Source organism: Streptomyces sp. NPDC041970, assembly GCF_055588985.1.
Genome location: NZ_JBVJCD010000024.1, coordinates 51,986 through 65,793, shown reverse-complemented (window position 1 = coordinate 65,793; position 13,808 = coordinate 51,986). Strand labels below are relative to the sequence as shown.

4 protein-coding genes are annotated in these 13,808 nt (G+C 69.4%); 1 reads left to right on the top strand and 3 read right to left on the bottom strand.

The genetic code is table 11. The features are described from left to right. Positions 1-62: 62 nt before the first annotated feature. The 3 genes from ACZ6EJ_RS14530 to ACZ6EJ_RS14520 all read right to left on the bottom strand — a co-directional run bounded on the left by ACZ6EJ_RS14530 (position 63) and on the right by ACZ6EJ_RS14520 (position 12,554). Entirely contained in the window at positions 63-4,220 is a 4,158-nt protein-coding gene (locus tag ACZ6EJ_RS14530) for an Eco57I restriction-modification methylase domain-containing protein (protein WP_469267273.1), read from the bottom strand. Continuing rightward, positions 4,217-7,180: a helicase-related protein gene (locus tag ACZ6EJ_RS14525; protein WP_469267271.1), complete on the bottom strand. Its 2,964-nt coding sequence runs from the start codon at positions 7,178-7,180 to the stop codon at positions 4,217-4,219. The genes ACZ6EJ_RS14530 and ACZ6EJ_RS14525 overlap by 4 nt, the downstream gene beginning before the upstream one ends. A gap of 100 nt (positions 7,181-7,280) precedes the next feature. Next, the gene (locus tag ACZ6EJ_RS14520; protein WP_469267270.1) at positions 7,281-12,554 is read right to left on the bottom strand and encodes a DEAD/DEAH box helicase; all 5,274 of its coding nucleotides are present in this window, start codon (positions 12,552-12,554) and stop codon (positions 7,281-7,283) included. A 245-nt stretch (positions 12,555-12,799) separates the two neighbouring features. Here ACZ6EJ_RS14520 and ACZ6EJ_RS14515 point away from each other — a divergent pair, with 245 nt between their 5' ends. Next, the gene (locus tag ACZ6EJ_RS14515) at positions 12,800-13,771 is read left to right on the top strand and encodes a serine/threonine-protein kinase (protein WP_469267269.1); all 972 of its coding nucleotides are present in this window, start codon (positions 12,800-12,802) and stop codon (positions 13,769-13,771) included. Positions 13,772-13,808: the final 37 nt, after the last annotated feature.

Below are 13,808 nucleotides of genomic sequence, written 5' to 3'. Positions count from 1 at the left end.
CGAGCACGCCGAGGCCGGACAGAGCCGCTTCAACTGACCGACTCCGTCAGCAACTTCCTGGTTCAGCCCTCGTGGCGGGGACCCTTGCCCGGCGGCGGGTCCAGAACGGTCCGGTACGCGCGACCGGTTTCGCGGGCTTCCGCCATGCGGTCGTAGAGGTCAAGGATGAGGTCCTTGGTGCGGTAGGTGCCGCCTAGGGCCTCCTCCCTCTTCTTGACCGTGGGAAACGTCTCCATCACGTAGTCCACGTCATCGCGGTTGAGCCCGTACGCGTGGAATAGGGCGGCGTCCAGCTCGGCACGCAGCAGTTCACGGCGGTCCGCTTTCCAGCGGAACGGGGCTCCTTCATCCCCGTGACTCCTGGCGAAGGGCGCCATGTCCCTGGACGTGTATGACAGCTCCAGCACACGAGGGGTGATCCAGTCCGCGAAGCTCCCCTCCTCCGCTGTGGTAAACGGCAAGGCAGCCTCCCGCGCCAGAACAGGGAACTGCATCACGTAGCCGTAGGTCATTGATGTTCCGGCAACCTTCTGCCGTGCCACGTAGTCGAAGACGTACGACGCCAGAATGCCGCTCAAGGCCGCCGCCCCGACCCCGACGAACATCAGCGGAAACTTGTGACCCACGCCGTATGCGGGAAGAGACGTGCTGATCACCGTCCTGGTGTCTGTGGAGCGGGCAACATCCCGCCACCCCATCAACCACCCGTTCTCCCACTCCCGCTCCGCGAGCCGCGAGGCCACCCCCGGCCACATGATCCGGTTGCCCTTGTTGTCCCGCTTCCCCGAGTCCACGTCGAACTCCGGCACCCAATACCGGGGCATCGGCGCGAACTCCGGATCATCATGCTGTTCCGGCGTCACCCGCGGCAGCGTTCCCACATTCGCCTGCGCCTGGGTCTGCCCCTCGTACGTGCCCAGCCGGTGGTCGAAGTGGTGGAGCATCTTCGCCTCGTACAGCGGCAGATAGCGGCGCCCGTCGGACGGGTGCGTGAAGATGTTGCCCTTCAGCTTCCAGCCCTCGCCCTCCAGCTCCGCCTTGCCCCGGAACAAATGCGAGTCATTGGACATGTGGAACATGGTCATGAAGGTCAGGCCCCACGGGTCCGTGCCGCCCTTGCCGTCCGCGTCCGGTTCCCGCCGGAGGACCGGGACCCGCCGGTAGATCCCCAGCGTGATCTCCGCGTCCCTGCGGGTGCGGAAGACCGGCAGCGTGCCAGTGTTGGGGTTGACCAAGAGAATCTCCTCGGGCGGCATCGCGAAGCGCCGCTCGTCGAGGTCCGCCATGTACCGGGTGCCGAAGGCGAAGGACGCGGAATCCACCCGCTCACCCCGGCCGGTGACGGTCAGCAGGGAGAAGCGGACCGAGTGGTGCACGTCCCGGCTGAGGATGAACGCCTCGTTCTCGAAGTCCAGGAAGGAGGCAAGCCGTGAGGTGCGCACCAGGTCGGAGAAGAACGGCGCGGTCGTCGCGTCGGTAGCGATACCGGTCGGCAGGACGAGGCCGAAGCGCCCAGTGGGTGCGATGCCGAGTGAGGCGGCCTCGGCGAAGACCGCGTACGTGTTGACGTCGCCGCGTCCGGCGAGCGGGAAGCGTCCCGACCCACGCAGCAGGTGGCTGACGCCCTCGGAGAGGCGCCGCGCCGCGATGAACTCGGCGTGCAGGGCCCGGTCGGCCTCCTCATCGCTGGTGGCCAGCGCTGCGATCCGGCGCTCGCGGGCGGCCTTGTTCGCGGCTTTCGCGACCGAGGCGTCACGGGTGGCGAAGAACTCCTGCTCCTGGAGCTTGACCCGCTCCCACGGTGGGTTCCCCAGCACACAGCTGAACCCGCCCTTCCAACCGGTCCGCTCGTCCACGCCCGGCGCCGCCGGATCGGCCGGCACCCGGAACACCTCCGGGAACTCCAGATGCCAGTGGAAGAAGCGGTACTCCTCGCGCAGCTCTCGCACGGTGCGCGCGGTGCCGCCGGGCAGGTGCGCGTTGGCGTCGATCTCGATTTCCGTGTCGCCATCGGCCGAGTGGAGAGCGAGGAGGGAGTCGGTCGTGAGGGCGGGCGGTGAGGCCGCCTCGACCTTCCTCCACACGAACGCCGCACACCAGGCGTCGGCGAGCCTGCGGGCCCTGATGTAGTCCTTGGACGTCGTCAGTTCGTGGTAAGCGCGGATCTGTTCCTGAACGTCCTCCAGTTCCGTCGACCGGGCATCCGTGATCGCGGAAGTGGCCTTGGTGAAAGGTGCGTTGGACACGGCGATGGCGTACTCCCTGGAGAACAGGGCACCCTGGTCCACGCCCTTACGGACCGCTGCCAGCCACCGCTCGCGCTCGCTCGCGTTGCGAGACTTCAGGTTCCTGACGGCTTTGGACTCATCGCCCTCCAGGACCTTGAACGCCTCGTCGGACAGACCGCCCGCGAGGAGTTTCGGTGTCGTGCCGAGCAGGCCGTTGCCGTGCTTGATGTGCGCGTCGAGGAAGGTGAGCGGGCGGCCAGGTTTCATGGCCTCGATCCATAGGGAGACCTTGGCCAGCTCCACGGCCATCGGGTTGAGGTCGACGCCGTACACGCAGCGGCTGATGACCTCGCGCAGGGCATCCCGTACGGCCTCGGCGGTCGGCTCCGGGTCGTCGGTCTCGATCTCGGCGAGCCGGCGGGCCATGCGGCGGGCCGCCGCGACCAGGAAGTGGCCACTGCCGCAGGCCGGGTCGCACACGGTCAGGGCGAGCAGCGCCGCCTTCCGTTCCTGCTTCGTCGTGCCAGAGCGTACGGCCCGCTCGATGACCGGGTCGAGGGTGGAGTCCAGGAGGCAGTCGATCAGCGGCGAGGGTGTGTAGTACGAGCCTGAGGTCTTGCGATCGTTGCCGTCCAGCTTCGCCAGAACGTACGAGCCGTCCTCTTCCTGGCGGGGTTCGAGTTCGAGGAGCGACTCGTAGACCGAGCCGAGTTCGTCCGCGCCAAGGTGCCGGTAGTCGACCTTGCGGGGTCGGCCGAGCTTGGCGTCGAAGATGACGGCGAGGGCTCGCACCGCCTCGTACAGGGACTCGTTGGTGAGGGCGAGACCGTCCAGCCGCTCGTCCACAGTAGTGGGTTCGAAGAGGCCGCCGAGAGCGGGCAGGCCCAGTTCGGGGCGCCCGCCGGGCTTGCCGAGGCCCTTGATGACGAGGGTGAGGGCCTCCCACTGGTCGCCGTGCGGGCTGCCGGAGCGGCGGGCGAGGCGGCGCAGGCGGCCGGTGGAGAAGTACTTCTCGTAGCGGTCGCGTACGGTCTTGTCGGCCTCCGGGTGCAGGAGCAGGCCGCGGTCCTCGGTGACGAAGAGGAACAGCAGCCTGTAGACGAGCCGCAGCAGGGCGGGGTGCAGGTCACGGACGGTGAGCCTGCGGGAGTGCAGGGCCTCGCGCAGCTTCGCGTTGTCGGGGTGTGCGATGAGTCCGCCGCCGATCACCGTGAGGGCTTTCTCGACACCCTTGCGGAGCTCCTTGAGAGCGCGGGTGCCGGAGTCGATGGCCTCGGTGCGCCACTTCTCCAGCGGGCAGGAGGCGGCGGTGTCACCCTCGAAGCGGGTGCGGTGCAGCAGGCGCCACAGGAGGACGAAGTCGTCGGACCGCTTGCCCTCGAAGATTGCCTGGAGGTCGAACTCGATGAACGCGGCGCCGGTCAGCGACGCGGACTCGCGCAGCAACCGCAGCTGGCGGCCGTTGGACAGGACACCCCACAGGGCCTTGTCGCCGGAGCGGTTGAGATACTCCTGCACCATGGACTGCGGGGCCTGCGGCGCCACGTGCGGGGTGCGGACGTCCAGCGGGACGTTCCAGCCGGTGAGGTGCACGGGCACGTGCGCCCACGCATGACTGACCGGGAAGTCCTTCGTGTCGTCGTGGGCGGGCAGGCCGGGCTCCGGCACGGCGGACAGCGCGCCGAAGCCGAGCTGCTCGAACAGGGGCAGCAACCAGCGCTCGGTGGTGAGCCCCACCGCGTGCACACCGGCGTCGTCGTCCGCCCCGTCGCGTGCGAGGGCGTCCTGGTAGGCGGCCCAGACACCGCACAGATAGCCCCAGGAGCGCTCGGCGGCGTCCCGTACGGACTCGCCCTTGGCGAACAGCCGGTAGTCGGCGGGCTTCGAGCCGGACTGCTCCTTGCCTTCCTTGATACGGACGAGAAGGTCGTAGGGCAGCAGACCGCCGACGGTGGCGACGGTGTCGGTGACCAGGGTTCTCGCGGTGCTCACGCGTCGGCTCCCAGCTGGATCGTGGCGGCCGGACGGTAGAGAAAGACACCGAGGACGTCCGGATCGCCCTGCGGGACGGCCTTCAGGCCGGCGAGACGGGCCCGGGCCGCGGTGCGGACCCGGTGGTGCGAGGCTTCCAGCTCCGTCGCGGCCGCCTCGGAGCGCACTCGCAGTTCGTCCATGAGGCCGGTGTCCAAGGCGGCGAGGATCGACGCGATGTGGTCGGTGGCGAAGCCCGGGTCGGAGTTTCCGGTGGCGCGGGCCTCCAGGAGGGCCAGCGCCTCCTCGTCCGGCAGCCACTGCGGGGCTTCGGGTCTGCCCTGGAAGGCCACCACCCTTGCCTCCTCGGCAAGTTGGGGGCGAATTTCGCCGTCGCGGGTGGGCAGGCTGAGCTGGAAGCGGTGGCGTACGAGGAGCATGGTGGTGGGCCGTCCCACGGCGTTCGTACGGATCACGCCGCAGCGGCGGGCCGGGCGCTGCCAGGCCGGGAACTTCTCGTCCAGGGCGGTGTCCAGGACGAAGCGAGCAGTCGCGGCCACCACCGGGTCGGTGCGGGTCAGCGCCACCTCGCCGCGCGGAGCGCTCGGCGCGTCGTGGAAGACGACCGGGCGCGGGTGGCGGGGGCCGAGCGCCGCGGTCACGGCGTCGCGCAGGCCCTGCGGAAGCGCGTCGGTGTGGGCGGTGAATCCGCCCTGCTTACGGTCTGCGGGCACCCCACGCAGTGCGCCGAGCGCGCGGCGGGTGAACTCCCTGACCTCCTCCCCGGTGCCAAGTGCGGCACGGATCTCGGCGACCTCGGTGGCCACGTCCTCCTTCTTGATCCGGTTCTGGGCGTAGAGGGACCGGGACGCCTTCTCGCGCTCGGCGGAGGACTCCCAGGCGAGCTCCAACTGCTCAGCGGCGGGCAGCTGTTCCCGCTCGAACAGCCCCTCCTGCTCGAAGGAAGGGGTGTCGCTGCGCAGGATCAACTCTTCGAACACCGCCTGCATGGCGCTCTCCGCCTGCTGCGGCACGGGGACGGAGATGCCGATGGCGCGGCGGATGCGCTCGTGCTTGCGCAGCAGCACCTTCAGGACGATGTCGTCGACCGGGTTGTCCGCCCCGTACAGGGTCAGCGCCTTCACTGTGTCGGTACGCTGCCCGAAGCGGTCGACGCGACCCTCGCGCTGCTCGTGGCGGGTCGGGTTCCAAGCCAGGTCATAGTGGATGACGGCGTCGAAAGACTCCTGGAGGTTGACGCCTTCGGACAGGCAGTCGGTGGCCACCAGGACCCGTCGCTCGGGGGCGGGCTCTCCGTGCTCGTCCGCGCCGGTGAGATCGGCGATGCGGTTCAGGCGCATGTCGGGCGAGAGTTCGCCAGTGACGGAGGCCACCGCTACCGGGTGTTCGGTGCCTCTCCTGTTGAGCACCTTCTTCAGGTGGTCGGCGACGTAGTCGGACGTGGCGATGTAACGGCAGAACACGATCGGCCGGTACCCGGAATCGAGGAGATCGGTCACCGTCGCCACCAGCTTCTTCAGCTTGGTGTCGCGGGTGGGACCGGCGAGTTTGCCCGCGGCCTCGGCCATGGCGACGAGACGGGCCTTCTCCTCGGCGTCGAGATCGTCGGGGCCGGTCTCTTCGGTCGTGGACGTGGCGGTGGGCAGCAGGCTGCCCGGTACCTCGTCCGCGGACTGAGCGCTGTCGGTGTCCGCCGGGTCCGAGACGGTCACCTGCCCGGTACGGTCCACCTCGTCAGGGCTGTCCGCCTCCTGGACACCGGCCCTGGTGTTCAGCGACCGTACGGCGGCGGCGGGCGAGGAGGACAGGGTGCGCAGCAGCGCCAGAGTCGACCACCAGCGCTGCCGCTGCTGCAACGCCCCGTCGGCGGAGCGCACCGTCTCGCGGGCGTATGCGAGGACCTCGGCGAGCAGGGCGCGGTAGTCGCGGTGCAGGGCGTAGGAGACCTCGGCGGTGTCCCGGCTGGAGGGGAAGTGTGCGCCGTCCTGGAAGTCCTCACGGATGTCGGCGCGGCGGCGCTGCACGAAGAACTGGGCTAGCAGCTCACGGCCCGCGCGGGATTCGAAGCCCACGGTGGCGAGGCGGGCGTCAAGTAGCCCGAGCAGCCTTCGGAAGGGCTCCTCCTTGCCGCTGTGCGGGGTCGCGGTGACCAGGAGGAGGTGGCGGTCGGGGACGTCGGCGAGCGCGCGCAACAGTCCGTAGCGCTGCTGCGACGTGCGCGCCGAGACCTGCGCCGTGGAGTCCGCGACACAGGTGTGCGCCTCGTCGACGATCACCAGGTCGGGGCAGTTGTTCAGGAAGTCCTCGCGGTAGCGGGGCGACTTGATGAAGTCTGTGGAGACGACGTAGGCGCCGTCGGAGCGGAACACAGAATGCCCGTACGGCGTCTCGCGCTCAAGGCGGCCGATAGTGGCGGGCAGTACCAGCCGCGCGTCGATACCGAACTTGCCGCGCAGCTCGGCCCGCCACTGTTCGGCTAGCGCCGGGGAGCACAGCACGACCAGACCGCGGGCATCGCCCTGGGCAAGCAGTTCTGCCGCGATGAGGCCGGCCTCGACAGTCTTGCCGATGCCCACGTCGTCGGCGATCAGCAGCCGCACCGTGTCCTGGCGCAGCGCCATCATCAGCGGCACCAGCTGGTACGGGCGTGGGTCCACGGCGATCGAGGCGAGCGACCGGAAGGGGCCCGCCCCTGCGCGGAACCCGATCCGCAGGGCGGTGCGCAGCAGACCGGCGGTGTGCTGGTCGCCGAGGTCACCGGGCGTGGGCGGGGCGAACGTGGCAGGCACCACGGTCTCCAGGCCCGGCAGCACCCCCGCGATGTCGACATCGGCGCCGCCCAGCGGGCGCAGCACGAGGAGGTCTTCGGTGGAGTCCGGCAGCACCACCCATTCACGGCCCCGGGCATGGACGAGAGAGCCGACGGCGTACTTCGGGGCCGGCGCGGCGGCGGTGGTCATACGGGCCTTCCGGGTGGGTGCGGGCGTGCTTGGCGTACGCACGGGGCGAGGAGGAGGAGGCCATCGGCCGACGCTGCTGGGCGAGGCGTCCGGTCGCAGGTCAGCGGCGGGGTTCGCCGAACACCTGAGGGTACTCGGCAACTTTCTTGGACCAGTCGTCGTCGTAGCGGACTCGGACCACTTCCCAGCCGAAGTCCTTCAGCCGTTCCTCCGCCTCCTCGTCGCGCAGCACGATGTCGTCGTGGTCGTGGTGCGGGCCATCGACGAAGACCGCGATCGGGCCGAACCCGGTGTCGTACACGAAGTCCGGCTTGGACAGCGCCTCGCGCACCTTAATCTGCTGGTGGTCCGGGAGCCGGTGGCCGTGCGACCTCAGGTACTCGACGAAACGCTCCTCCAGGGTGGAGTCGGCGCCCTGGCGCAGCACGTCGGCGTGCTCGTCGCGCGAACGGCCCGGGGTGGACTCGCCGACTGTGCCGTCCGCGAACGCCTGGAGCAGGTCGCGCACGAGCTGCCGGTCGATAACGCGGTGGTGACGCTGGTTGGCGAAGGACAGCAGACAGTCGTAGCAACCCTTCTCACACGGGTCGCCGTTGGTCTTCTCGTCGCCGCGGTCACGCCCCAGCTGGTCGAAGTGGGCGATCTCCAGAGCCTTGCGCGCGGCGCGCGCCAGAGCTCCGGGCTCGGCCTGCAGACGCCGCAGGACACCCGCGCCGCCCTCCGCGCTCTCGATGAGCAGGAGGCGTTCACGCGGCCCGTCGTGCGGCGGCAGCTCCTCGGTGTCGAGTTCGGAGTCCTCCAACTGGAACTCTGCCTCGATGCCCCGCTCCAGGGCGTACTGAAGGGTGACGGCGGTGTCCCGGTCGACCGGCTCGGCCAAGTGGAGGACGAGAATGTTCCGGGTGTCCTGCACGTACGGGATCACCGGCATCTTGCGGTGGGCCTTCTCGGCGTCCGCGAGTCCTTCCTGCTCCTGGGGAGTCTCCCTGCCACCCTTCTTGGCCGCGCCGCCCGCGAGCCACTCCCCCGTCATCGGGTCCATCCAGAAGCCGATCTCGCCCTTGGCGACGGAACGACGGTAGCCGAGGTTGGTGAGCCGGATGGTAGCGCTGTCTCCGTACGCCAGCTCGGCGAGGGCGCGGCCGGAGGCAGTCTGCGCCATGGCACGCAGTGATCCGTCGCGACCGTCCTCGTGCTTCTTGAAGCGGTACGAGATCTCCACCTTGTAACCGGTGCGCTGGCGCTCCTCCTCGTCGGAGGAGATCCGGTCTCGGCGGTGGGTGAAGACGGTGTGCAGGTGCAGCAGACCGGTCCGCGCGTCACCGAGGCCGCTGCCGCAGCCCGTGCAGACGTCCTCGTGCTGCTCCTCCGGGGACAGATAGCCGCAGGCCCCGCACACCTTCGCGCTCTCGGTGGTCAGCTCACCCGCGGTGTCCGGCGGCAGCTGCACCCGGTCCACCTTGTAGCGGCTGCCCTCGTGGTAGATGAGCGCGCCGGGCCCGAACTCGCGGATCGCGATGAACCGGGAGCGCTGCAGGTAGTCGCCGTCGTAGCCGCCACGGCTGGTGCGGCCGGTGCCCGGGATGTACGCGGCGAGCGGCAGCCTGGGGAAGGAGTAGCCCGGCAGGAAGCCCTCGGAGGCGAAGTAGCGGTAGGGGAAGAAGTCGGACATCACGGTCCGCTCGCCGCCCTGTTCGTTGCGCAGCAGCGAGAGTTGGCTCTCGGCCTGCGCGCGGCGGCGCTTGGCCTGGTCCTTGGAGCGGCCCGTGGCGGTGCGGTTGAGGATGTTGCGGTGCTGGATCTCGCGTTCTTCGAGGGCTTGCCTGAAGAGGTTCTTCCAGCGCCCGCACGCCTTGCGGAAGCTGCCCGGCGCGGCCTCGACGGTCTGCTCCAGCCACCGCTCGTGCCACCAGGACGTGGTGCGCAGCAGATCGCCACAGCCGTCCAGGACAGTACGGGCGCGCGCCAGGGCGCGGCGGCGGGCAGCCGGCTCCTCGATGGCCGTGGCCACCGACGACGCCAGTTCCAGCGAGGGGTGGTCGCCGTCGGCATCGATCAGCCGAGCCATGCTGGTGCCGAGATCGAGCCGGGTCTCGGCGAGCCAGATCGCGTGCACGTGGGAGGCGAGCAGATCCTCGTTGGCCAGGTCGAGCCGGGGCGGGGCGACCCGGCCGGCCACCATCTGCTGGCGCCGGGTGAAGTAGTACTGGTCGTGACTGTTGCCGGTCGCGCAGTACGTGGTCACGAGCGCGGGCTGGCCGCTGCGGCCCGCGCGGCCGGAGCGCTGCGCGTAGTTGGCAGGGGTCGGCGGCACGTTGCGCAGGTTGACGGCGTTGAGGTTCTTGATGTCGACGCCGAGTTCCATCGTCGGCGAGCAGTACAGGAGGGGAAGCCGGGTGCCCTCGCCGAACAGATCCTCGCGTTCTTGGCGGACGTCGGGGTGGACCTGAGCCGTGTGCTCGGCGGCGTGCAGACCGGCGAAGGTGGCGGCGATGTCCTGGTAGAGCCGCTTGAAGAAGGCGTTGACGCGAGGGCCACGCTCGCCACGGTAGGTACGGCGCAGGCGGTCCACGGCACCGTGGTCGTCGTCGCGGGCGTGCCAGCGGATGACGGTGTGGTTGATCCGGTAGCCGGGCTCCTCGCCCCGCCCCTGGGAGACCTCGGCCAGGACTCCGCCGTCGGCCAGCACACGGAGCAGGTCGCGGATGACGTCCTGGGCCTCGTCGAGGGAGAGCCCCTGTCCCCAGTCGGGGAAGGTGGTGTCCTTGCGGACATGGCGGCCGAACGCGGTGCGGCCGGTCAGGTTCAGCTCGCTGCGGCCGCGCCCGGTGCGGCCGGGACGGCCGGGACGGGCCACGGCGAACCTGGCCGGCGGCGGTGCCGCCTCCGTGTCGGCGATCCCCCACGCGTCGTTGAGCCGCGCCGACTCCTTGCGGAGCTCGGCGAACTTGGCCTCGGTGAAGTAGGGCGTGTCCACGGCCCGTTGGCGCCGCAGTTCGTCCATGAGGACCTTGGAGAGCCGGTGGCGTGCCTCGGGAGTGGCCGTGCGCAGCGGACCCACGGTGTCCCGCCACCGGTCCTCGTCGCCGGCGATGGCGTCGAGCCCCCCGTACTCCAGACCGAGCAGCCCGGTCTGTTCCAGGTTGGGCATGGTGACGCGCCAGCCGCGTTCCAGGTCGAGGAAGAGACGGTATTCGGCGACCGCGGACAGCGCCTCCAGCGTGCTCTCCGCCAGCTCCTCGATCTCGGTGGGCTTGGCCGCGTACTCGTGCGGGGAGAGCCCCATCACCGCCACCACGTCCTCGCCGAGCCGCTTCCAGCGCAGACCCTTGTCACTGGCGGCGACCATCGCCCGGTACAGGGCACCGCGCAGCTGCGTGACCATGACGAAGTCGTTGAAGTGGCCCGACTGCAGACTCGCGTCCTGCCGGTTGTCGACAAAGGTCAGCAACTTCCGTGCATCCTTACCGAGTTCACCCTCGGGAATACTCTTGAGGTGACGCACGATCGAGGCACTGACGACGGAGGTGGCGGTCGAGCGACCCTCCTGGTCGAGGGTCATCAGCTTGGCGAAGTCCCGCTCCTTGACCTGCTCATAGCCGACGCCGCATTCCAGGCAGAAGAGGAACGGAGCAGGCAGGTAAGCCGCATAGATGCCGCCGTTCACCCTTCCGCCCCCGGTGCCGTCCGGGCGCACCCACACCGGCTGCGGCGCCCGCTTCCTACGGCTCGCGGTGAGCACCGGGGCGCCCTTGCGCTCGTCGAAGGTGAGCCAGCTGTCGGGGAAGCGCCGCTGCTCGATGGCGTCGCCGACCTGCTCCGGCCACGGGTTGACGGCCGAGATGTACAGATACCCCTGCTCGTCGTCCTCGTCCTCGCGCGTGCGGAAGGCGACAGAACCGTCGTCCCGCTCGTCGCGGGCGACCATCAGGTACTCCTGCCCACATTCACGGCAGAAGGACAGCGGCAGCAGCAGCTTCTCAGGAGCGTTCGGGACGCGCTGCTGATAGGTACGGGTGATGTGGCGGTCGGCCTCTCCCTCCAGGGAGACGTAGACCGATCCGCCCTTAGACAGGAACTGGTGCAGCCTGAAGGCGAACAACGGGCGGTTATCCTCCGCGCCGCGGGCGGCCACTCCCGCCTGGAGGGTGGCCCGGATGGCCTCAGCGCACGCCGCGTACCAACGTTCCTCCGGGTCGTCTTCCTCGATACCGAACGCCTCGGAGCGCAGACGCACCGCAGCGGCCTCCACGGTGAGCGGTTCGGCGCGGACCAGAAGCGTGCTGCCGTCCTCGTCCTCGGTCTCGACCAGGCCAAAGGCGGTCTCGATCCAGCGGGCCAGCGGATCGGCGGCCAGCCGCCCGTACTCAGCCGGAGGGTTGTTCTCCCTCACCCGCGCGGAGAGTTCGGATGGTGTGGGCACGGCGTCGCCAGTCGCCCGCACCAGGGTCTCGCCGACCACCCTATCCGGGGAGATCTCCGTGTCGAAGAGAGTGGAGGCGACACGGGCGACCTCGCTGCGGCGCGCGGTGGGGGTGCCCTCGGTGGCCATCGTCGCGGACGTGCCCACGCACTGCATGCTGGGTGACTCGCATGCCTCGCGTACGCGCCGCACCAGCACGGCGACGTCGGCTCCCTGCCGCCCCCGGTAGGTGTGCAGCTCGTCGAGGACGAGGAAGCGCAGGCCCTTGGCAGCCCCGATGAGCTTCTCGCGCTCCTTGGGCCGGGTGAGCATCAGCTCCAGCATCACGTAGTTGGTGAGCAGAATGTCCGGCTTGGACTCGCGGATGGCCTCCTTCTCGCCCTCCCTCTCCTGACCGGTGTAGCGGGCATAGGTGACCGGCTCGTTCCCCTCGCCGTATCCGGCGGTGAGGAACTTCGCCAGCTCACGCTCCTGGCTATTGGCGAGGGCGTTCATCGGGTAGACGATGATCGCCTTGATGCCGGGCGCGGCGCCGGCCTCCTTCTCGCGCAGCACCCGGTCGACGATCGGCACGATGTAGCCGAGGCTCTTACCGGAGCCGGTACCGGTGGTCAGGACGTACGACTCCCTGGAGCCGGCCGCCTCGATCGCCTCAAGCTGGTGCTGGTGGAAGCGGATCGGACGGACGGAGGCGCCCCGCTCGTCCTTGCCCGTACGGAAGATGTCCGCGCACGCGGGGTGCAGCAGCCCCCCCGGCCGCGCGAGATCCTCGACCGAACCACCAGACGCGAAGCTCGGGTTGAGGGAGAGATAAGGGTCGGGCCACTGGTCTCCGTCGGCGAGCGACTTCGCCACCTGGGCGTCGATGCGGGCGTCGTCGATCACCACCGATCCGGATGTGTACTCCTTGTAGTCCCGGATGAGCCGCTGGTGCACCTTGAAGACGTCCACGTGTTCCCCACTTGTTCCCGAGGCGGTACGGAGCAACGGTAGCCACCCGCCGACCGCGGTGCGCCACACTCCCCTTAATCGTACGTCGCACATCACAACACGCGACTGTGAACTTAGTCAATGAATCTCAGTTACGAAGATGTCAGTTCACGGAACGACGCGCCCATGCCACACTCTGTCCGACGCGCCCGCCCGTGCAGGCGCGTCGAGCCTCGAAGACGGACGCGGACGGAGTCGCCCCGCACATGGACATCGGACCTGTGATCGCCAAGCGCTACCGGATCAAGCGGGAGATCGGCTCCGGCGGCATGGGGGTCGTCTGGCTCGCCCACGATGAACACCTCGGCCGCGACGTCGCACTCAAGACCATGAACACTCTCCCTGGCCTGACTCAGGACCAGCGTGCCCGGGACGCCGAACGCTTCCGACGCGAGGCCCGCGCCGCCGCGCGCCTCGACCACACGGGCATCGCGACTGTCTACGACCTCGGCGAGGAACGCGGCACACGTTTCCTGGTCATGCAGTACGTGACCGGCATCGACCTTGAGGACCGGATCGCCGAGCAGGAGCGACTGAGCATCGAGGAAGCCGCTTCGGTTGGGGTGCAGATCGCCTCCGTCCTCGGCTCCGTACACGCTCGCGACGTGGTCCACCGCGATCTCAAGGGCCGCAACGTCATCATCCGCACCGACGGCGTGGTCAAGGTCCTCGACTTCGGCGTCGCCGCTTTCCTGGAACCCGGCACCGCCAAGCTGACCACTACGGGCGAGCGGCCGGGGAGCCTGGAATGCATGACACCCGAACAGATCCTGGGCAAACCCGTCGACCACCGCACGGACCTGTACGCGCTCGGCTGCCTGCTCCATAAGATGCTCACCGGCGAACCCGTCTTCGAGCATCGCTCGGAACTCATGCTCCCCGGCCTGATCCTCGACCACCCGCCGACCCCTCTGCGCGACCTGCGTCCCGACACCCCCTCGGACCTGGAAACCCTCGTGCTTGAACTCCTCTCAAAGGCACCGAACGACCGCCCGGCCCACGCCGGCGAGGTCTGGCGGCGGCTCGCCGCCTGGCTCCCCGAACGCGGCGACCCGGCAGCTGCACTCACCCCCTGGGCCGAGGTCGACCCACTGCGCCCCTTCCGGCACCCGATGGGACCGGATGCACGCCCGGTCCGCTCATGGGCGAGACCTTCACGACCGGGGCGGCCGGGCTGATACCTGCACCCACCAGCTGCGCTGCGGAAGAGCGGGA

Coding starts and splice junctions, on each gene's coding strand:
- ACZ6EJ_RS14525 (WP_469267271.1), bottom strand. CDS start 7,180: ATGACCACCGCCGCCGCGCCGGCCCCGAAGTACGCCGTCGGCTCTCTC.
- ACZ6EJ_RS14515 (WP_469267269.1), top strand. CDS start 12,800: ATGGACATCGGACCTGTGATCGCCAAGCGCTACCGGATCAAGCGGGAG.